Below are 20,474 nucleotides of genomic sequence, written 5' to 3'. Positions count from 1 at the left end.
TGGAATGGAATATTTGTATGCGTCAATTAACTGCCAGACAATGTGCCGAGCTCGCTGCCGTGTTACCGTTTTTTTCAGGCATTACGTTGGATATTCGATGAGGCGCGGATTCCAGTCCTTCGTCACCTACCGATGACTCCGGTTTGTTACTAGTAGCCATGCAGTGTGTGATCTTCAACACGGACCCTGACGACATGATGCTTGCTCTAGACGAAAAAGCGCAGGAACGGCACTTCGACTGGTCCGGCGTGCCGATCGATCTGGGTGGGATGGAGCCTCTCGATCAGATCGCGCGCCTGGTCTGCCACGCGCTTGTCGCGCCTGCCGCAGCGCTGACCATCACAGAAGGCGGCCGCTTGCGCGTGCTGGCGGCACGCGGCATCAGCATCGGCCATGTCGAACAGGCCATCGCGTCGTGTTGTCAGGTCAATGCCGCCGCCAACGGCGTTTCGGAGTTGATCGGCCATACCGCGCTTGCAACGATTCAATTGGGCGATGCGGCCTTCCCCGGATTGCCGGCGCGCTTCATCGCCTGTGTGCCGGTCGGCACGCCGCAAACCGGCGTCTCCGGCATCTTGTGTGTGGTCGATACGCGTGAGCGCCGTCTGGCCAGCCAGGAGCATCAACAACTGCTGATGTTCGCCAATGTGGCGGCTGCGCAACTCGAATTGCAATTCGGTGCCGGCCGCCGCGAGCCGCATAGCGGCCTGCTCAATGCGCGTCAGCTGCAATCGGATCTGGATGCCCTCGCCTTCGGCAGTCATTGCCTGCCGACCATCGCCGCGTTCATCGAGGTCTATGACACCCAGGCCGCCAACGAGGCGCGTCAGGCGCTGGGCATGCAACCGCTGGAAGAACTGATCCGCCATGCCAGCTATGTGCTGACCCGCGCATTGCGCGGCAAGGCCACCGTGTATCACGTGGCACCGATGCGGTTTGCGTTTTTCCTGTTGAACTCCGCGCCCGACGAAATGGAAGACCTGCTGCTCGATCTCAGGGACATGCTGCATCAGCCGGTGGATGCGGCTGGCGTGCCGATGTCGTTGACCTTTCATGCCGGCGTGGTGCGCTTCGCGCCGCAACAGCCCGACACCAACGATGTGATGCGCAAGGGGCTGGTGGCCTTGGGCGATGCGATCAACAACCACGCCATCGTGTGCTGGTACAGCGCTTTGCACGACGATGCGATTCAGCGCTCTTATCGTCTGGCATTGGACGCCGAACGTGCGTTGGAGGCCGGCGATTTCCGGCTGGTGTTCCAGCCGCGCATCGACCTTGCCGACCTGTCGGTGACCGGTTTCGAGGCCCTGCTGCGCTGGCACCATGCCAGTCTTGGCCCGATCGTCCCCGATGAATTCATCCCGCTGTTCGAAAAGACCGCCTTGATGTGCACGGTCACCAACTGGGTGATCGAAACCGCCTTGGTGCAACTGGCCAACTGGCGCGCGCACGGGCTGGATTTCTCCATCTCGATCAATCTGTCCTCACGCGATTTCGGCAACCTCAATCTCGCTGCGGATGTCATCAACCGCTGCAGGGAACTGGCCATTCCCACCCATCGGATCGAGCTGGAAATCACCGAAGGCCGCTGGTTGCGCAGCAATGTGGAGGCAGTACCGCGGCTGCGCGCCTTGCGTGATGCCGGTGTCAGCGTGGCCATCGACGACTTCGGTACCGGCTACAGCAATTTCGGTTACCTGACCGAATTGCCGGTCAACGTGCTCAAGCTCGATCGCTCGCTGGTCACCGGCATCGCCACCAAGGCCGGCATGCAACTGCGCGCCGAAGCCGTGGTGCGGCTGGCCAATGCGCTGGGCTATCGAACCGTGGCAGAAGGCGTGGAGCACGCCGACGAAATCGCGCTGCTGCGTAGCTGGGGCTGCGATGAAGCGCAGGGCTACTTGCTCTGCAAACCGATGGAGGCGCAGCTGGTGGCCGCTTATGTCCAGGCGACCTCAGCGCTGCAGCGTCTGTCCTGAGCGAGAGCGGCGGTGCCGGTCGTTGAACACGCTGCACCGCGCCAGCGTGTCGGCATGCTGGCGCGGCCCACCGCTGCGATGTCCTGGCTATCTGTCACTCGACAGCGAGCGCGCACGGCGCCGGCCAGATCGCTCAACTGAGATCGTGCAGGTCTTTGCCGAGTGGCGCAGTCAGCGCCCAGTCCGAGAAACGCACTTTCAACCCGGCGCGTTCCGGCGTACAGCACATCGGTCCGAGCAGACACTCGCGTGCCACCGGGAACGGGCACAGCCTCACCAGCGGCCAGCTGCGGCCGTCGGCAGAGGCCTGAAAGCGCAGCACGCCATCGGCAACCGTTGCGCGGATCCCAAAATCCTTGGGGTCTGCTTCGTACGGGCCCGTGGCCCAGTCCGAGACCGGGTTGGTCAGCACACTGCTGAGCATGGCGCGCCCGTCGCTGAGTTCGATCCCGGCCTTGACCCAGTGTTGCTCGTCCACACGCACCATGATGCCGGCCTGGTCGTACAGCGCTTCGTACTGGGCGCGCACACGCAGCTGCGCGGTGAAGCGAGGGCCAGCGTTGATGCCGAGAAAATGCCCACTGTCGCGGATGAAGCCGTAGTGCGTCTTGCGCCAGAAATCGGTTGCCTGATCGGTAACCACATCCAGCGTATCGCCCTCGACATGCAGCGTCTTCGGCCGGTTGAGCCAGGTGCCGCCGTGCCAGCCGCTGTCCTGCGTCATCGCTTTCTCCTGTTTGGCGTGTTGTGCGAACGCGCGCCCACTGAGCGCCATCCCGGCCATGCTACCGATCACCCGCCTGCGTATGCCATTGACTGCATCATCGTGCATCGACCGCGCTCCTGCGATTCATGGCTGCAGTAGTGTAGGCGTTGCACCTGCAAGCTTGCATGCATGCAGGCATGCGTTGATGGACATCCGCCCGCTCACGCACTGACTCACTGCCGAGCTTGATGGCATGCGCACCGCTAGCGATCAAGCGCGCGCCAAGAGACTCAGGCCGGGCGCGTGGCGAGGTGCCACGTGCACTGGACACTGCGCAGCACTGGTTCACTACTTCCACGCGCCCTGCCCTCAACCGTGCGCCAAGGCATAGTCGATTGCCGCGCAAATTGCCGCTACCTGCGCGGCATTGCATTGTTCCGGAGTGGCACTTGGACTGTCCGGGTAGACCTCGGTGGTGGTGCGGTACCGCGCATCGGTGACACCGGCGCACAAGCCCAAGCGCCGCACCGGGTAGTTGATGACGCCATGCCCCACCACCGGTGCGCCGATGAGCTGCCCGTCCGCATCGGCCGGCGCGATATGCGTCACCTGCGCCACCGCCGCGATCACCGCCTGCTGGAAGGCCGGTTGCGGGTCTTCGCTATCGCCGACCAGATAAAATCCATCGGGAATGCTGCCCGGAACAAACGCCGCACCATCGCGTGCCGCCAGGGCGGGGCGAAACTCGCTCTCATCGCTATCGGTGGTTTCGTGCAGATCGATATGCAGCAGCATCTGGCCCGTGGTTGCAGCCACCAGCCGCATCAGCGCGGCCGACTCTTCGGCAGGGCTGTTGGCGCGGAACGCACGGTTTGGATCCACTGCCGCGGCATTCCAGCGCTGAATGCGCTCGTAGCCCCACGGGTTGATGCACGGTGCGACCAGCAGGTTGCATCTGCCGGCATCGTCGGCGGCACGCTGTTGCAGGAACTGCAGCGCACCTTGTACGCCGCTGGTTTCGTAACCGTGCACGCCGCCGGTCACCAGCACGCACGGCAGACTTTCATCCCAAGGCGCACTCCGCAGTGCGAGCAGCGGGTAATCGGTTGGTGTGTGGTCGATGGCTCCATAGAGCACACGCTGATAGCGTGCATCCAAGGCCTCGATTTGCTGCACGACATCGTCGGCATAGCTGCGCTGCTGCAACTGGCGCGCGCGCCAGGCGCTGCGCTCCGGCTCGCCCCAGGGTTGCCCGGGCGTGCCGATCGGATAGGTTGCGTTGGTCGTCATTGCGGAACCCAGTGCCAGGAAAGCCTCAAGGGTAAGCGCACTGCGCGCAGAAACAAAAAGCCCCGCAAAGCGGGGCCGGTATAACGTGCCTGAGAGCGGCCGACAGAACGTGGCAAGCAATTGCGGCAGCGTGCAGGAGCGTGCATTGCACGAATGGTACATGCCGATTCAAGCACCGCCCGCGCGTGTCTGGTGACTGCGCAGTCGTTCTGTTGGCCGCTCCAAGGCGGTGGTGGTCACTTCTTCGCAGTGACACCCGGGGTGGCGTCGCGCACCAGGAACTCTTCGGTCAGCTCCGGCAGATGGGCCAGCAGCCAGTCGGCCATGGCCTGCTCCTGCGGCAATATCTGCTCGCACACGCGCTGCGTCTCGACATCGCCCACCGTCCTGGCGGCACCCAGCAAGGCGGTGTAAGTCGCGATCTCCAGGTTCTCGAACACATAGCTGGCCATCGCACCCTTGACGATTTCGTCGGAGGTGGTCATGCCCCCCATGGCCTGGCCGAACGCAGCCATCTTGCCCATGGTGTCCTTGATGACCGACGGCGAGCCACCCAGCCGTTCGATACACGATTCGACCAGACGCTGTTGACCTAGAGTCTCTTCCAGATGCTGCTCGATGCGTGCCTTGAGCTGCGGGTAATGCTCGATGCGCGCGGCCTGGGCCTTGAGCATCTGCTCTGCCTGCTGCTCCATCGCGTGTGCGTCGCGCAACCAGTCCATCAAATTTTCTTGGGGTTCTGCCATGCCGGTTCTCCTGTGTGTCTGCAATGCATCCAGCCTGCAAGGCCATGCATGAAAGACGCGGCTGTTTTAGGTGAATGAGGCGTGCGTCGTCTACACGGCATTGACACTTCCGGCCTTCCGACCCGGTGGCAAATGCGTGAGCGGCACGTTCTGCAAACGAGTGAACAGGCACCGGCAGCGTGTGCCAACGCGGCGTAGCGGAGTCTCGGACAGCGCGTGATGGATCGGTCATCCACAGGCCACATGAAGATGCAGCGGCTACTGTGATCTTTCGTGATCCGCAACGCGCATGGCGCGCGTCGCATCTTTCGCCTTCACGTCAGAGGTCGGGGTGCATCGAGGCGCCGCAGCGATTGCGGACGCGTCACGCAACGGCGGCCCGGTGCAACGGATCCGGGCAGCCGGCAATTCTGCAGCCGTGCGAAGCGGTCTTGCGAGAACAGTGAAATTTTTCACTGCAATCGATGTCGGTCTTCAAGCAGGCTGCAAAAATTTCCTGCTTGCGCTTGATGCGTTGCATAGCAAGCACACATTCATCGCCCAAGTACTCACCCTGCTCCGTTCGGGAGGACCGACCGCAATGACCTGCAATCGATTGCGTCGCGCAGCGTGTCAGTCTCGGGTGCGTTTACGCCTAAAAAACAGGGGCGCCACGCTGCAATCGCGTTGCGCCCCTTGGCCACGGTCGCCAGGATCGGCACGCCTGAGGCGTACCGACGACTGGATTACGCGGATTCTTCCTGCGGCTTGGCCTGCTTGGAACGCCCACCCTTGCTGCCGATCCGCGACATGTGATCGCGGTCGCGGCTCACGGCCTGGCCGCCCTTGCGACCCGCTTCGCGTGCTTCGTCGCTGGTAAATTCGTGCGCATTGCCGCTGGCATGTGCAGCTTTGCCGCCGCTGCTTGCCAGCACACGACGCTTTTCCGGATCCAATGCGGCAAAGCCGCGCCGGCTACGGGTACTGTTCTGTGCGTCTTCCACTGTGCCTCCTCTCGATGCTTCGGTTACGCCTGGGTAATAGGCTTACCGCAACATTCGTGCCAACCCGGAAAGGCGTGCGCCGTGGTGCAGTGCAACTGGATGCAGGAAAAAACGGCTGCGCTCGCTGTGCAAATCTTGCACACCTTCACTGCACCGGATGCGCGGCACCACCTCTTGAATGGGTAGCGCTACCAAGCGGCGTCGGTGGTGCGGGTCGTGTAAGCAACCGAAGCGCGGCGAGGTGAGCCTGCAGACACAATGGCCGTGAATCGTCGCCCCAGCACCTGACCTTTCCCGACCATCCGCACCGTTGCCGAACACCGCAGCGATCGGTTAGCCCTACGGAAAACACCCCCAGGCTCGCCTTGAAGGCTGCCGCAAGTCCGTCGAGGAGTTGGGCATGCCCCTGATCACCGGCATCGGGCACCAGACCGTTGCCGGGCGCCTGCCGTGCCAGGCCCATCGCCACGCGCGCGGCGTTGACCCCGGCAAACCGCTCGGCCTCTCGCCGTGGACGCGGTCAAACAGCGCCGTCGCGAATCGCTGGCCGTCCGTACCTCAGCTGTTTTACTGCTGCACAGGTTGCTCTGCCACTTTCAACCCACCGCCTGCTCTACCACCGCAGCATGGCGGTCGTCGCATGCAGCAGCGGCCTCGGACAAGGCGTCTCCCACCAACAACAAGGTCGGCAGACCCGGCAACAGTGCACTGGCTGTCATCCCGAGTTCGCCCAGGGTGGTGAGGCGACGTTGCTGCTCCGGTCGCGTTGCCGCCTGTACGATGGCGGCCGGCGTGCTGGCCGGCAAATGCGCGAGCAATGCGCGGGCCAGGGCATCTGCGCGGCGCAGCCCCATGTAGATGCCCAGCGTGGTTCCGCTGGCCGCCAGCGCGCCCCAGTTCGGCTCGCCATGGTCGCGCGTGTGCGCAGTGACGAAGGTGATGCCATGGCAGTGGCTGCGATGGGTCAGCGACACTTCCAGCGCCGCCGCCGCCGCGAAAGCCGCGCTCACGCCGTTGATCACCTGCACGCCGACACCTGCACGGCGCAGGAAGCCGATCTCTTCGCCAGCGCGGCCAAACAGCAGCGCATCGCCCCCTTTGACGCGCACCACGCGCAGGCCCTGCAATGCGTAGCGCCGCATCAACCGGCAGATGAACTCTTGCGGCGTGGAACGGCATCCACCGCGCTTGCCGACCCGGATCACGCGTGCCTGCGGTGCTAGTTCGACGATCTGCGGGTTGGCCAGATCGTCCAGCAGCAGCACCTGTGCCGACGCCAGCGCCTTCACCGCCTTGATGGTGAGCAATTCCAGATCGCCGGGGCCGGCGGACAACAACACCACATCACGCGCGCAGGAAGGTGTGACTGACATGAGGGATCTCGCAGTGTGTGGAGGGAAAGTGCGCTCAGGGAAAGGCTGCGCTCATGCAAGCCGTGTTCGCCGGCACAGCCGGGCGAGTTGCGGCACGCAGGAGCCGCACACGGTGCCGCAGCCCAGGCGTTGCTTGAGCTGCGCGACATCGGCGCCGTCGTCGATGGCGGCGTGAATCGCGGTGGCCGACACATGCATGCAGGTGCACACGATCGGGTCGCTGGGCGTGCTGCGGGTTTGCGCGAACACCGACAGCCGCGCACCGCGCCAGGGCCTGCCGGCCAGTGCGGTGGTGAGCAGCGATCGGTTGGTCTCGCTGGGCTGCGCGGCGCTGAGCAGAACGCCCTTGATGTAGTCATGGCCGTGTTGCGTGCGCCAGCCGACACGGCGCATCAGCCCGCGACGCAGATCGCGATATTCCAGCACGTCCGTACCGGCCGGCAGTTGCAACGCGGCAATCAGCCGATCGATCCATGCGGCCTCGGGCGCATGTTCGCAGGCTGCATGCAGCACCGCCCACTGCCCGCCCGCATCGCGGTTGGTAGCGTCCGGCGGCTCTGCATGCAGGCGCAGCGAGGCGTAACCGCAGTCGCGCAGCAACGGCTGCAACGCCTGCTGCAAGGCGATTGCATCGCCGCGCCGCGCCGCCAACAGATGCCAGCCGAACACGGCCTTTTCCACCCGCACGGCGGCGTGCTTGAGCTCGGGCTGATACGAGCGGGCATCCACTGCAGGCGTGCTGACCTCGTTGATGCCGCCGCTGGACAGGCTCTGCCCGCTCCAATGCATCGCCGCAAATACGGTGCCTGAGCGCAATTCGTCCGACAGTTCCAGCGGCAGCACCAACGCGCCGCGTTTGCTCGCAATCTGCATCAATTCACCGGCCACCAGCCCACGCCGCGCAGCATCGTCCGGGTGCATGCGCAGCGCCGGCTCGGGGCTGTGCGCGAATGCGGCCGCCACTCGACCGCTGCGCGACATGCCGTGCCATTGATCGCGCAGGCGACCAGTCAGCAACCGCATCGGAAATCGCGCGGAAGTGGCTTCGGCCACCTTGCGATACGGCGTGACGTGGAAGCGCGCACGTCCGTTGCCATGTGCGAACACACCATCGGTGTAACGCCGCGCCTGCCCTTGCGTGCCACCCGCCGGAAACGGCCATTGCTGCGGCCCGTGATCCAGCAGTGCGTAATCCAGGCCGCCGATATCCAGATCGCGCCCAACCGTAAGGGCGCGATGCTCGTCGAAAATCTGCGCTGTGGTGTCGAAGGCGAACAAGCCCTGCCCGCTCGCTGGGGCCAGGCGCGCTTCCAGACGACGCGCCACTTCGTTGGCAATCCACCAATCCGCACGTGCCTGCCCGGGCGGCTCGACAGCCTTGCGCACGCGGGTGATGCGCCGCTCGGAGTTGGTCACCGTGCCGTCCTTCTCGCCCCAGCTGGCGGCCGGCAACAGCACATCGGCATACGGCACGGTGTCGTTGCCGGAAAACGCATCCTGCACGATCACCAGTTCGGCCTGTTCCAGCGCGGCACGGATGCCGGCAACCTCCGGCATCGAATGCACGGGGTTGGTGCACACGATCCACACTGCCTTGAGCGTGCCTGCACGCAGGCGCTCGAACAATTGCACGGCCGGTGTCCCGGCAGTGGGCGAAATGCGTCCCGCCGGCACGCCCCACAACCGTTCCAGTTCGGCGCGGTCGTCGGCATTGCCGATCTCGCGATGCGCCGCCAGCATCGTCGCCATGCCGCCCACCTCGCGCCCACCCATCGCATTGGGCTGGCCGGTCAGCGAAAACGGGCCCGCGCCCGGCTTGCCGATCTGGCCGGTGGCCAGATGCAGGTTGATCAACGCCAGGTTCTTGTCGGTGCCATGCGCGGACTGATTCAAGCCCATGCAGTACAGCGACAAGGCTGCAGGGCTGCGCCCGAACCACTCGGCCGCCTGCACCAGGTCCTCATGCGAGATGCCGCAGATCTCGGCGCTCATGCGCGGGGTGTACTCGCGCAGCATGTGCTTGAGGGCATCGAACGCTTCGGTATGCGCCGCAACAAAATGCGCATCCACCAGACCCTCCCAGATCAGGTGATGCAGCATGCCGTTGAACAATGCGACGTCGGTACCGGGTTCGATGGCTAGGTGCAGATCGGCCATGGCCGCGGTGTCGGTGCGCCGCGGATCGATCACGATCCAACGGATGTCGGGGTTGCGTGCACGCGCCTCTTCCAGCCGGCGGAACAGCACCGGATGCGCATACGCCATGTTGCTGCCGGCAAACAGCACGGTGTGCGCCAACTCCAGATCTTCGTAACAGGTGGGTGGGCCGTCGGCGCCCAAGGCGAGCTTGTAGCCGGTGACCGCGCTGGACATGCACAGGCGCGAGTTGGTGTCGATGTTGTTGGTGCCGATCAGGCCTTTGGCGAGCTTGTTGAACACGTAATAGTCTTCGGTCAACAACTGGCCGGAGAGATAGAACGCCACCGCATCGGGGCCGTGTTCTTCGATGATCGCCGCCAGCTTGCGGCTCACGTGGCTGAGCGCCTGATCCCAGCTCACCGCCGCACGCTGCGCCTGCCGATGCCGGCGCAGCTCCGGCGCAAGAACGCGCCCCTGCGTGCTTGCGACGGTCTGCGGCAACGCCAGACCCTTGCTGCACAGACGGCCGTAATTTGCAGGATGCAGCGGGTCGCCTTCGATGCCGACGATGCGTTCGCCATCGACATCGTGCGTGCTGTGAATCAGCACGCCGCAACCCACACCGCAATAACAGCAGGTCGAGCGCGTGATGCGATGCATCGGCCCTGCCGTCGGTGGCTGCGCCGCGTTGGCTGGCGACGGTGGCTGAAGGCCTTCGCTCATGTTGCCGGCTCGGTCACGGCATCGTCCTGCTCTACCGGCTGCAGCACGATCCACACCGCATCGGCCTCCACCTTAATCGGATAGCGCGGCGCGCAGCCCACGTCGGGCGCGCAGGCCTGCCCGCTCTGCAAGCCAATCGCCCAGCCATGCAGGGGACAGGTCACGGTGTCGCCAGCCACTATCCCTTGCGACAACGGCCCGCCCTTGTGCGGGCACCGGTCGCGTAGCGCGAATACCTGGTCGCTGGCGGTACGGAACAGCGCAATCGGGGCAATGCCCTCGATCTCCAGCACGCGCGCGCCCAGCGCCGGCAGTTCCTGCAGGGCGCATACACGCACCCAGGCGTTTGGCTTGTGCATGCTCATTCCTCCACCGTGGCGGCCGGCGCGGCGATGCGCAGCGGTTGGTATTCCTGCCGGCGCTCGCCGGCAATGCGCGCCTTCCATGGGTCGACCAGACCTTCCAGCGAGTACAGCAGCCGCTCGTACAGCGCACGCCGGTTTGCGGCGTCGTCCACCACCTGCGCACGGATGTAATCCAGACCCACGCGTGCGATGTAGTGCACCGTGCGATCCAGGTAATAGGCCTGCTCGCGATACAACTGCAAAAACGCGCCGGTGTATTCGCGCACTTCGTCGGCGGTGGCCACCTTGACCAGGAAACGCGCCACCTCGGTCTTGATGCCGCCGTTGCCGCCGACATGCAGCTCCCAGCCCGAATCCACCGCGATGATGCCTACGTCCTTGATGCCGGATTCGGCGCAATTGCGCGGGCAGCCGGAGACCGCCAGCTTCACCTTGTGCGGGCTCCACATATTGGCCAGCATGGTTTCCAGATCGATGCCCATCTGCGTGCTGTTCTGCGTGCCGAAGCGGCAGAATTCGCTACCCACACAGGTCTTCACCGTGCGGATCGACTTGCCGTAGGCGTGGCCCGACGGCATGCCCAGATCGCGCCACACATCCACCAGGTCTTCTTTCTTGACCCCGAGCAGATCGATGCGCTGGCCGCCGGTCACCTTGACCATCGGCACCGCATACTTGTCGGCAACATCGGCAATACGGCGCAACTCGCCGGCATTGGTCACCCCGCCCTTCATCTGCGGAATCACCGAAAACGTGCCGTCTTTCTGGATATTGGCGTGGGCGCGCTCGTTGATGAAGCGCGATTGCGGGTCGTCGATGGCTTCATGCGGCCAGGTCGACAACATGTAGTAGTTGATCGCCGGCCGGCAGGTGGCGCAGCCGTTGGGGGTACGCCATTCCATAAAGGCGTAGGCCTGCGCATGGGTGAGCAGCTTGTGCTCGCGGATGGCGCGCCGCACCTCGCCATGGCTCAGGTCGGTGCATGCGCACACTGCCTTGGTTTTGGAGGTTTCCTGAAAGTTGGAGCCCAGGCAATTCATCAGGATCTGTTCGACCAAGCCGGTGCACGAGCCGCACGAACTGGCCGCCTTGGTGTGCTTCTTCAGCTCGTCGACGGTGAACAGGCCTTGCTCGCTGATCGCTTTGACAATCGTGCCCTTGCACACCCCATTGCAACCGCACACTTCGTCGCTCTCGGACATCGCACTGGCGCGGTCCTGGCCGCCGGTGCCGGAGTCGCCCAGCGCGCTTTCGCCGAAGATCAGTTGATCGCGCTGCGCCTGGATCGGCGTGCCGTCCTTGAGCAACTTGAAGTACCAGCCCCCATCGCTGGTGTCGCCATACAGGCACGCACCGACCAGCACATCATCGCGGATCACCAGTTTCTTGTAGACGCCGCCGGCCGGGTCGGACAGCACGATCTCTTCGCAGCCATCGCCGCCCATGAAGTCGCCGGCCGAAAACAGATCGATCCCGGTGACCTTGAGCTTGGTCGAGGCGACCGAGCCGCGATAGATGCCGATGCCGAACTGCGCCAGATGATTCGCGCACACCTTGGCCTGCTCGAACAACGGCGCCACCAGGCCGTACGCGATGCCGCGATGGTTCGCGCACTCGCCCACCGCGTACACGCGTGGATCGAAGCTCTGCAGGCTGTCGTTGACCACGATGCCGCGCGAACAGTGGATGCCGGCCTCTTCGGCCAGCCGCGTGTTCGGGCGGATACCCGCCGCCATCACCACCAGATCGGCCGGGATCTCGCTGCCATCGGCAAACTTCACACCGATCACTTCGCCCTGCGCATTGCCCAGCAGCGCGCTGGTGGCGGTACTCAGCTTGAAGTGCAGCCCACGCGCACGCAGTGCCTGCTGCAGCAGGTTGCCGGCCACCGGGTCGAGCTGGCGTTCCAGCAGCCAGCCGGCCAGGTGCACCACCGTCACCTCCATCCCGCGCAGTTTCAGCCCATTGGCTGCTTCCAGACCCAGCAGGCCGCCACCGATCACCACCGCATGCTGCTTGATCCGCGCGGTGTCGATCATGGTGCGCGTGTCCTGAATATCGCGATATCCGATCACACCTTTCAGGTCGTTGCCCGGAATCGGCAGCACGAACGGCAGCGAGCCGGTGGCGATCAACAGGCGGTCGTATTCGGCTTCGGTGCCATCGGCGGCAATCACGCGGCGGCGCACGCGATCGATGCGCGTGACTTGCTTGTTCAAATGCAGGTGGATGCCGTTGTCCTGATACCACTGCAACGGGTTGAGCACGATGTCGTCGAACTCCTGCTCGCCGGCCAACACCGGCGAGAGCAGGATGCGGTTGTAATTGGGATGCGGCTCGGCGCCGAACACGGTGATGCGGTACATGCCCGGCATCAGCTTGAGCAGTTCCTCCACGGTGCGGATGCCGGCCATGCCGTTGCCGATGACGACGAGTCTGGGTTGCTTCATTGCCTGGATTCCTGTCGACATGTCAGACGCGGGCCGCGCCGGCTGTGGACCATTCGCTACGCCACTGCGTTTTGACGCCGGCCAGCAGCGCCCAGCCACCGAGTGCAAAAGCAGCGAAAACCCACATGCCGATCGCGTAGCTGCCGGTGTGTTGTTTGAGCACGCCCAGCCCTGCGGCAAGCGCAAAACCACCGATACCGCCAGCCATGCCGATCAGGCCGGTCATCACCCCGATGTCCTGTGCAAATCGCTGCGGCACCAGCTGAAACACAGCGCCATTGCCGGCACCCAGGCACAGCAAGGTCAGCACGAACAACGCCAGCGTCACCATCGCGCCGCCAGCGCCGAAGCCGGCGATGCCTACCAGCGCAGCAACCAACAGATACACCGTGAGCAAGGCGCGGGTACCGCCAACACGGTCTGCGATGACGCCGCCCAATGGCCGCATCACCGAGCCCGCCAATACGCAAGCGGCAGTGGCCCAACCGGCCGTACGCGCATCGAAGCCGAACTGGTCGTGGAAATACCCAGGCAATGCGCTGGCAAACCCGGAAAAGCCGCCGAAGGTCACCGAATAGAAAAACATGAAACGCCAGGCATCGCGGTTGCCCACCAGCACACGGCCGTAATCCGACCACTGCTTGCGTGCGACTGCGGCGGGCGCTTCCCTGGCGATCAGCACGAACACGATCAAGGTGAGCACCAACGGGATGCACGCCAACCCGAACACGTTCTGGTAGCCAAATGCCAACGCCAGCATCGGTGCGAACAAGGCAGCCAACACCGTGCCGGAATTTCCCGCACCTGCAATGCCCATCGCAGTGCCCTGATGCTCGGGTGGATACCAGCGCGAGGCCAGTGGCAGCGCCACTGCAAACGAAGCACCGGCAATGCCGAGCAACACACCCAGCAGCAACACCTGCCCCATGCTGTGCACACCGAGTTGCCATGCACCGAACAACGAGGCAATCACCGCCAGCTGTGCCGCTACGCCTGCCCGCTTGGCGCCGATGCGGTCTGCCAGCATACCCAGCACCAAGCGCAACACCGCGCCGCACAAGATCGGCACGGCCACCATCAAGGCACGCTGTTGCGTATCCAGCCCCAGCGATTGCGCGATCGGCACCTGCAGCGGACCAAGCAGGTACCACACCATGAAGCTCAGGTCGAAATACAGGAAAGATGCGAACAACGTGGGCGTGTGCCCTGATCGCCAGAACGAGCGCTGCATAGAGACCTCTTCGAGTGCGATGGCCAAAAAAAACGGCGCCCCTCCGGTAAACCGGAAGGACGCCGTTGTCCTGGATGCCTGCGGGTCGCCGTTGATCCGCTGCATCGTCTGCATGTTGTTGCAGGTACGCCGTTGCACCTGCACGAGAGGTCTACGCAATCAGCGTGCCAAGTTTTTCACCAGCGCCTCACCGCGCGCAAGTGTTTGATCTGTATTTGATTATTAGTTGGTTCCTGAGGTTTTGCATTGTCGTCTATAGCAGCTGGCGCGGCTTAGCATTCCCGGCTTTCGTGCAGCGACGCACCAACAACGTGCATGAGTCAACGGCGCGGCATTTGGCACTTCCAAAAACAAGCTATCCATCCGTTATTGCTCTTGTGGCGCAATCGCACGCTTATCTGTGAGGATCAAAGGCTTGATCGAAACACCGAATCAGTCTCGCAGCGTCGAGTGCGCGGTGCCCTCACCGCTCGCGGGACACGCCGTTAACCCATCCATGGGGGCTCGGTGGCGGCATCCATGCCGCCAACGGTCCCGCAATCGGCAAGGACACCGCACCAGATAGTTGGCTGGTGATTTATTAAAGAAAATAGGGCGCCGCGCCAGACCATTACTAGGTGCTTGTTGAAAACTCTACGCAACGACCAACTTGACTGGTCCTTGCCCGCTCACCGTCGCGGGACCTTGAGCGGCATGGATGCCGCGCCAGAGCCTCCAGGGACGGATTCACGGCATGTCCTGCGATGGTGGGCGGGCAAGGGCCCTGCAGCAAAGGTGCAGCGTCGAGGGCGCGGTGCCCTCATTGAAGAACGAAATCATCGGGTCAGACAGTTTGCCGGCTGTCTTATTGAAAACTCTACGCAACGACCATCGTGACTGGTCCTTGCCCGCTCACCGTCGCGGGACCTTGAGCAGCATGGATGCCGCGCCGGAGCTACAGGGACGTACTTGCAGCGTGTCCTGCGATGGTGGGCGGGCAAGGGCCCTGCAGAAAACGCGCAGACGCGCCGCTCCAAGTCTGACTTGTCTCAATCTCTGACCACGACAGCAGAGAGCACCCCGTTGGTCAATCGCTCTCAGGCGCATCGAACAACCGATGGCTGCGATGATCGCTATCCGGCACCGCAACACCTACACGTGCGGCAGCGCGGCGATAGTTGTCGAGCCGATGGATGTCGTGGAGCCGCGCGATGTCGTTGTCTTCAATGGTATGCCAGCCCCAGCGCTGGAACTGGCTCAGGAACCACTCCCCGTCCGAGAGCCAGGGCATGTTCACGGCACCGCCGCGATGGAACGCCAGCGCAGTCGCGTCGTCCGCAATGGTATTGGCACCCGCATTAGCCTCGCCCTCAGCATCCGCGGCAAGACACGCCGCCAGATGCGCAGCCGACACCCCGATATGCTGCGGCTCGGCCAGCCACTGCGCACACTGCGCGCGGTTGGCCGGCGCGGCGTCCAGCCAGCGGCAGGCCTCCAGCACGCAGGCCGTCAAGCGCTCGCTCAACTCCGGCTGCAGTGCAGCGAATTCGCGTCGGCATGCCAGCACTTTTTCCGGATGGCCGGGCCACAACTCACCGCTGCGGATCACCCGCCGGCCGCTGCCGTGCGCTTCGGCCACAGCTGCCCACGGCTCGCCGGAACAATAGCCGTCGACCAATCCGCTAGTCAGCGCCTCCGGCATCTGCGGCGGCGGAATACTGAGCACATCCACATCGCGCATCGGGTCCACCCCGCCTGCGGCCAACCAGTAATACAGCCACAGCGCATGCGTGCCAGTGGGAAAGGTCTGCGCGAACACCGCGCGACGCCCGAGCCCGGCCAGTGCCTGCGGCAGCGTGCGGCCGGCTGCCAACACCTGCGCCAGCGCAGGTGCCAGCGTGATCGCCTGGCCGTTGTGATTGAGCGTCATCAGCAAGGCCATTGGGCACTGCGGCCCGGCAATGCCCAGATCGATCGCATACACCAGGCTGGCCAGGGCATGCGCTGCCTCTACTTCGCCCGCGAGCAGACGGTCGCGCACACCGGCCCAGGAGGCCTGCCGCTGCAAGTCCAGCTGCAGGCCGTGCGCACGGTCCAGGCCCAGGCGCTGCGCTGCGACCAACGGCGCGCAGTCGATCAACGGCATGTAGGCAACGCGCAACACGGGTAGTTCGGCTTGGCTCATAGATTCACCCCAACAAATCGGCCATGGCCACGATGCGGCGCGCCACTTCGACCAGCTTGACGCCCTGTTTCATCGCCTGCTGGCGTAACGCCGCATAGGCATCGGCCTCGCTCAGGCCGCGTTTTTCCATCAGCAAGCCCTTGGCGCGGTCGATCTGCTTACGGTCCTGCAGCGCCTGCTGCACATCGTCCAGGCGCTTGCGCATGCTGCTTTCCTGGGCAAAACGGGCCAGTGCCACCTGCACGATCGGCGCCAGCCGCGCCGGTGCCAGGCCATCCACCACATACGCGGTGACGCCTGCGCCGACCGCTGCGTGGATCAACGCATCGTCGCCATCGCCGGAAAACATCACCACCGGCCGCGGTGCATGCGCATGCAGCATCGACAACTGCTCCAGGGTGTCGCGCGAAGGCGAATCCACATCGATCACCACCACATCCGGCTGCTGGCTCTGCACCGCATGCAGCAGCGCGCCGACCGATGCCACATCGTCAAGCACCGTGTAGCCGGCGCGCGTCAGCGCCTGGCGCAGTTGGCCGATCGGCTTTTCGGTATCGTTGACCAGCAAAACACGCATTGGCGGCAGCGAGGCGTGGACGTGGCCTGATGGTGCCATGCAACATGCATTCGGTGCGAGCCATCTTTTCGGAGTGTGTCTGATGCCGTTGTTCCCGTTGTTCGCCAATCTGCAGGGGCGTGCCGTCCTGGTCATCGGTGGCGGCGAAGTCGCCACGCGCAAGGTGCTGGCCCTGCTCAAGGCCCAGGCGCATATCCGCCTGTATGCCCATGCGCTTTCGCCCGAGCTTGCGGTGCTGATGCAGGCCGGCCGCTTCGAGCAACTGGGTGGCGCGTTCGACCCGGCATGGATCGACGATGTGTGGCTGGTGGTGGCCGCCACCGACGACACCGACTTGAATCAGCGCGTGGCCGCCGCCGCAGGTGCGCGGCAACGGCTGGTCAATGTGGTGGACGATGCCGAGTTGTCGACGTACCAGGTGCCCGCCATCGTGGACCGCGACCCGCTGATCATCGCCATCTCCTCGGCCGGTGCCGCGCCGATGCTGGCGCGCCGTCTGCGCGAGCGGCTTGAGCGCGAACTGGATGCCTCGGTTGGCCGCTTTGCCGGGCTGTTCGCACGCTACCGTGAGCGTATCCGCAGCCAGTTTCCGGACATGAACCGGCGCCGCCGCTGGTTCGACCGCGTCATCGATGGCAACGTGCCGTTGTTGCTGCAGGCCGGCAATGACCAAGCGGCCGAGGCCGCGTTCAGTGCCGCGCTCGACGATGCCGGCGCCATCCCGGCGCGTGGCAGCGTGCAACTGGTGGGCACCGGCCCCGGCGATCCGGGCCTGCTGACCTTGAAAGCCCTGCGCGCGATGAATCTGGCCGACGTGCTGCTGATCGACGAGGGCGTTCCCGATGCAGTCCTCGAGCTTGCGCGCCGCGACGCCTCGCGCCGTGCGTTGCCGCAGGCAACCGAAGCCCAACAACAGTTGATCGTGGAACTGGCCAGCGACGGCTTGCACGTGGTCGCCCTGCGCAGCGGCGCCGGTTACGACAGCGCAACTGCGGATGCGATCGACACAGCGTTGCGTGCACGCGGACTGGCCTGCGACCGGGTGCCTGGTATTGCCGCTGCCAACGAGCCCGGTTGACCGCTGCGTGTTCATCGGCGCCGAGCCAATGAATACGTCGCACGCCCCGCAGCCGATTCATGATGTAGTCACGCTGGCAACATTGCGCAGCCGCATCACCGCAACATCAGCAGCCGTGCTCTGCTATCCGCATGCAGCATCACTCTTTGGGAAATCGTTTGCGCGCACTGTCGCGCACATCGATATCGAAGATTACGTGCAGCGCCATGGTTTCGGCGTGCCCGGCACCCGCATCGAAAGTGAAGCGCAAGCCGTCGCGGCTGGGCAGTTGCCGCGCATGCTCTTCGAGCGCGCCGCGCGGCACCAGCAACTGCCAGTGGTCGGTGGCGCAATTGCATGCCGCGTGGCCACCGGTGAGGCTCACGCTATGCCGCACCAGCCGCGCGCCCTGCCCGCTCGGCAACCGGCTCGCATTGTCGACCGTGCGCCCGGCCAGTAGTTCGGCCAGTTCGGCTTCATCGATACGGAACCGCAACTGCTGGCCTTCAATCTGGATTCTCATGAATCAGCGCACTCCACTGTTCGGGCGTATTGCAATTGACGAACGCGGCACGTTCGCTGGCGGTGACAGCCACGCGATGGCACTGCAGTGAACGCTGCAAGGCGCGCAGCGAGCGTGACGGTGCAGCGCCGGCCATCAGCATGCTCAGCGCCTCACGCACGCCTGCATCGATGCGCAGGCACATCGGCAGCATCTGGTCCTCGAAGGCCACACAACGGTGCTGCGAGGGCGCTACGAGCTTGCTCAGCAACGCGGCCGACAATAGCGGCATATCCACCGGAACCACCACCAGCGTGATCGCATCGGGCACGCGCGCGAGCACGCTCGCAAGGCCGCCGAGCGGGCCCAGGTCGGGCTGGGCATCGGCAATCCCGGCGTAATCAGGCCGGTTGCCGCTGACCAGGACCTGCTGCGCCCCCGCCTTACGCAGCAGCGCCTGCATCTGTTCCAGCAACGGGCGCCCATGCCATGGCAGCAGCGCCTTGTCCTGCCCCATGCGCGACGAACGGCCGCCGGCCAGCACCACCCCCGTCCACGGCTGCACCGGCGTCATGCGGCAACTCGAAGTTGCAGGTCACGCACCGGCATGTTCATGGCGCGATGGCCGGCGCGGCCGGTTGCAGATGGCCCAAGCCGAACACTTCTGCGTGTGTGCTCGGCGCGGCGCCTTCGTCCTGCGGCTCCAGTACCGCCCAGACATTGGCCTGCAGCAACGGCGCCACCCGAAAGGATTCCTGCTGCGGCAGGATCTGCACCGACAGCATGCCGGCTGCACTGCACAGCAGGCGTGCGCGCAGATGCTGGCGCCAGATCGGCCGCGCATGCAGCGGCGTTTCCAATGCCACATGCAGCCCGCGCTCGGCAGGCATACCCAACAGACCACGCAGTGCCGGCTCCACGAAAAAACGCAGCCCGGCCGCACTGGCCATCGGGTTGCCCGGAAGCCCGACATACAACACGCCATCGGCAAAGCGTGCCAGCAACACCGGCTTGCCCGGCCGCACCGCGACCTTGTGAAACACCACCTCGGCAGCGTGGCGTGCCAGCGCATTCGGGATGAAGTCGTAACGACCACGCGAGACCGCGCCGGTGCTCAGGATGAGATCGGCACCGGCGTCGCGCGCCTGCGCCAGCGCCGCATCGAATGCAGCATCGTCATCGCCCACCCGCCCCCGCCACACCACGTCGGCACCGGCAGCGCGCAACTGACTGAGCAGATAACTGCTGCTGCCATCGCGAATCTGGCCAGGCTGCAGGGGAAGTGATGCGTCGCCGATCAACTCGTGCCCGGTCGCGATCAAGGCCACGCGCGGCTGCCGCACCACCTGCACGCGCGCGCAGCCCAGCCCCGCCAGCAGCATCAAATGCGCGCCGCGCAGCACGGTGCCGGCGTCGATCACGCTGTCGTGCAGGCGCACGTCTTCGCCGCGGCGCCGGATGTGCTGGCCTGCACGCACCGCATGACGCAGGCGGATGCGGCTAGGGCGCTCGCCGTCGTGTTCGAGAACCTGCACCTGCTCGATCGGCACCACCGCATCGGCGCCCACTGGCACTCCGGCACCAGTCATGATCTCCCAGGCCGCACCTGTCGCGGCCGCACCGGCATCCTGACCCGCTGCAACGGTGCCGCTCACCACATGCTCGCTGTCTGCCGGCGCGCCAGCACCGGCGGTTGCCAGCGCAAATCCATCCATCGCGCTGTTGTCGAAGGGCGGCAGCTCGGCCGGGCTCGACCACGGGGCGGCCAGCACCCGGCCTTCGGCATCGGCGCTCGCCACCCACTCGCTGGTGAGCGTTGCGACGTGCGTGTGTATCAGCGCGAGTGCTTCGGCATAGCTGATCATGTGCAGGAAAGTGCCGATCAAAGGATGACCTGGCTAGGATACCGGCCCCTGGCGTAGCAGGTACAGGCGCTGCCAAGGCGACATGCGGCGTTGCATGAGTCAAGCCCGCCTCGCGCCCGCACACACCGCTTGAAGCTGCTCGAACAGCCTGTAGACAGGACGCGCCGCAAGGTTGCAGGCCATTTTCGGCAACTGCAACGCATGCGATTCGTCGACTACGCGGGCTGGTTCGCCAGCATTATCCGAGCGGCGGCCGCGCCCGCATGGCGCTACGTGCAGCCGTTCTGCCAGCCGATCTAAGGAAGCTCTGAACAAAGCAGCATG

At 64.7% G+C, this 20,474-nt stretch carries 18 protein-coding genes; 3 read left to right on the top strand and 15 right to left on the bottom strand.

What is annotated here, in order from left to right; all coding sequences use genetic code 11:
• The first annotated feature begins 167 nt into the window (after positions 1-167).
• Positions 168-1,979, top strand: coding sequence for an EAL domain-containing protein (locus M3O59_RS10430; protein ID WP_249054715.1), 1,812 nt, complete (start codon positions 168-170; stop codon positions 1,977-1,979).
• 133 nt (positions 1,980-2,112) lie between these two features.
• Here M3O59_RS10430 and M3O59_RS10425 read toward each other — a convergent pair whose 3' ends face one another.
• From M3O59_RS10425 to M3O59_RS10370, 12 genes are all read right to left on the bottom strand, one after another.
• On the bottom strand, positions 2,113-2,811 hold the full coding sequence (locus M3O59_RS10425; RefSeq protein ID WP_116906482.1) for a DUF1349 domain-containing protein: 699 nt from the start codon (positions 2,809-2,811) through the stop codon (positions 2,113-2,115).
• 243 nt (positions 2,812-3,054) lie between these two features.
• A complete protein-coding gene (locus tag M3O59_RS10420; protein ID WP_116906481.1) occupies positions 3,055-3,975 on the bottom strand; it encodes a M14 family metallopeptidase in 921 nt (306 codons plus the stop codon).
• Between the two features lie 236 nt (positions 3,976-4,211).
• Positions 4,212-4,721: a ferritin-like domain-containing protein gene (locus M3O59_RS10415; RefSeq protein WP_064630011.1), complete on the bottom strand. Its 510-nt coding sequence runs from the start codon at positions 4,719-4,721 to the stop codon at positions 4,212-4,214.
• Positions 4,722-5,085: 364 nt separating this feature from the next.
• Complete coding sequence (locus tag M3O59_RS10410; RefSeq protein WP_249047104.1) at positions 5,086-5,241, bottom strand: hypothetical protein; 156 nt, start codon at positions 5,239-5,241, stop codon at positions 5,086-5,088.
• 205 nt (positions 5,242-5,446) lie between these two features.
• On the bottom strand, positions 5,447-5,704 hold the full coding sequence (locus M3O59_RS10405) for a KGG domain-containing protein (RefSeq protein WP_064630009.1): 258 nt from the start codon (positions 5,702-5,704) through the stop codon (positions 5,447-5,449).
• A 596-nt stretch (positions 5,705-6,300) separates the two neighbouring features.
• Positions 6,301-7,047 (bottom strand): uroporphyrinogen-III C-methyltransferase, encoded by a 747-nt coding sequence (cobA, locus tag M3O59_RS10400; RefSeq protein ID WP_181920631.1) that lies wholly within the window; start codon positions 7,045-7,047, stop codon positions 6,301-6,303.
• Positions 7,048-7,128: 81 nt separating this feature from the next.
• The gene (locus tag M3O59_RS10395; protein ID WP_181920630.1) at positions 7,129-9,939 is read right to left on the bottom strand and encodes a nitrate reductase; all 2,811 of its coding nucleotides are present in this window, start codon (positions 9,937-9,939) and stop codon (positions 7,129-7,131) included.
• Positions 9,936-10,304, bottom strand: coding sequence for a nitrite reductase small subunit NirD (nirD, locus tag M3O59_RS10390; protein WP_116906479.1), 369 nt, complete (start codon positions 10,302-10,304; stop codon positions 9,936-9,938). The genes M3O59_RS10395 and nirD overlap by 4 nt, the downstream gene beginning before the upstream one ends.
• Positions 10,301-12,718, bottom strand: coding sequence for a nitrite reductase large subunit NirB (nirB, locus tag M3O59_RS10385; protein WP_249047106.1), 2,418 nt, complete (start codon positions 12,716-12,718; stop codon positions 10,301-10,303). The genes nirD and nirB overlap by 4 nt, the downstream gene beginning before the upstream one ends.
• Positions 12,719-12,776: 58 nt before the next feature.
• Positions 12,777-13,946 carry a nitrate/nitrite transporter gene (locus M3O59_RS10380; protein ID WP_181920629.1) on the bottom strand — a complete coding sequence of 390 codons (1,170 nt, stop codon included), beginning with the start codon at positions 13,944-13,946 and terminating at the stop codon, positions 12,777-12,779.
• A gap of 1,105 nt (positions 13,947-15,051) precedes the next feature.
• Entirely contained in the window at positions 15,052-16,149 is a 1,098-nt protein-coding gene (locus M3O59_RS10375; protein ID WP_116906475.1) for a CmpA/NrtA family ABC transporter substrate-binding protein, read from the bottom strand.
• Between the two features lie 4 nt (positions 16,150-16,153).
• Positions 16,154-16,726, bottom strand: a complete 573-nt coding sequence (locus M3O59_RS10370) for an ANTAR domain-containing response regulator (protein WP_064629999.1) — start codon at positions 16,724-16,726, stop codon at positions 16,154-16,156.
• A gap of 82 nt (positions 16,727-16,808) precedes the next feature.
• On the opposite strand from M3O59_RS10370, the gene M3O59_RS10365 reads away from it, so the two are divergent.
• Positions 16,809-17,804, top strand: coding sequence for an NAD(P)-dependent oxidoreductase (locus M3O59_RS10365; RefSeq protein WP_249046740.1), 996 nt, complete (start codon positions 16,809-16,811; stop codon positions 17,802-17,804).
• Between the two features lie 139 nt (positions 17,805-17,943).
• Here M3O59_RS10365 and M3O59_RS10360 read toward each other — a convergent pair whose 3' ends face one another.
• From M3O59_RS10360 to M3O59_RS10350, 3 genes are read right to left on the bottom strand one after another with little or no spacing between them, the layout of a single operon-like run.
• A complete protein-coding gene (locus M3O59_RS10360) occupies positions 17,944-18,306 on the bottom strand; it encodes a hypothetical protein (RefSeq protein WP_116906473.1) in 363 nt (120 codons plus the stop codon).
• Positions 18,290-18,859 (bottom strand): molybdenum cofactor guanylyltransferase, encoded by a 570-nt coding sequence (gene mobA, locus M3O59_RS10355; RefSeq protein ID WP_116906472.1) that lies wholly within the window; start codon positions 18,857-18,859, stop codon positions 18,290-18,292. Before mobA ends, M3O59_RS10360 begins: the two co-directional genes overlap by 17 nt.
• Positions 18,860-18,896: 37 nt before the next feature.
• Positions 18,897-20,171: a molybdopterin molybdotransferase MoeA gene (locus tag M3O59_RS10350; RefSeq protein WP_181920628.1), complete on the bottom strand. Its 1,275-nt coding sequence runs from the start codon at positions 20,169-20,171 to the stop codon at positions 18,897-18,899.
• Positions 20,172-20,279: 108 nt separating this feature from the next.
• On the opposite strand from M3O59_RS10350, the gene M3O59_RS10345 reads away from it, so the two are divergent.
• Positions 20,280-20,450: a hypothetical protein gene (locus tag M3O59_RS10345; protein WP_161945016.1), complete on the top strand. Its 171-nt coding sequence runs from the start codon at positions 20,280-20,282 to the stop codon at positions 20,448-20,450.
• The last annotated feature ends 24 nt before the right edge of the window (positions 20,451-20,474 follow it).

Source organism: Xanthomonas nasturtii, from assembly GCF_023337365.3.
GTDB classification, from domain to species: Bacteria; Pseudomonadota; Gammaproteobacteria; order Xanthomonadales; family Xanthomonadaceae; genus Xanthomonas; species Xanthomonas nasturtii.
This window is presented reverse-complemented; position numbering and strand designations above follow the sequence as displayed.

Excerpts from the sequence above, each read along its gene's own strand:
- M3O59_RS10370 (WP_064629999.1), bottom strand. The coding sequence starts at position 16,726 with ATGCGTGTTTTGCTGGTCAACGATACCGAAAAGCCGATCGGCCAACTG.
- M3O59_RS10395 (WP_181920630.1), bottom strand. The coding sequence starts at position 9,939 with ATGAGCGAAGGCCTTCAGCCACCGTCGCCAGCCAACGCGGCGCAGCCA.
- mobA (WP_116906472.1), bottom strand. The coding sequence starts at position 18,859 with ATGACGCCGGTGCAGCCGTGGACGGGGGTGGTGCTGGCCGGCGGCCGT.
- M3O59_RS10360 (WP_116906473.1), bottom strand. The coding sequence starts at position 18,306 with ATGAGAATCCAGATTGAAGGCCAGCAGTTGCGGTTCCGTATCGATGAA.
- M3O59_RS10415 (WP_064630011.1), bottom strand. The coding sequence starts at position 4,721 with ATGGCAGAACCCCAAGAAAATTTGATGGACTGGTTGCGCGACGCACAC.
- nirB (WP_249047106.1), bottom strand. The coding sequence starts at position 12,718 with ATGGCCGGCATCCGCACCGTGGAGGAACTGCTCAAGCTGATGCCGGGC.
- M3O59_RS10375 (WP_116906475.1), bottom strand. The coding sequence starts at position 16,149 with ATGAGCCAAGCCGAACTACCCGTGTTGCGCGTTGCCTACATGCCGTTG.
- M3O59_RS10420 (WP_116906481.1), bottom strand. The coding sequence starts at position 3,975 with ATGACGACCAACGCAACCTATCCGATCGGCACGCCCGGGCAACCCTGG.
- nirD (WP_116906479.1), bottom strand. The coding sequence starts at position 10,304 with ATGAGCATGCACAAGCCAAACGCCTGGGTGCGTGTATGCGCCCTGCAG.
- M3O59_RS10410 (WP_249047104.1), bottom strand. The coding sequence starts at position 5,241 with ATGCAACGCATCAAGCGCAAGCAGGAAATTTTTGCAGCCTGCTTGAAG.
- M3O59_RS10365 (WP_249046740.1), top strand. The coding sequence starts at position 16,809 with ATGCCGTTGTTCCCGTTGTTCGCCAATCTGCAGGGGCGTGCCGTCCTG.
- M3O59_RS10425 (WP_116906482.1), bottom strand. The coding sequence starts at position 2,811 with ATGCACGATGATGCAGTCAATGGCATACGCAGGCGGGTGATCGGTAGC.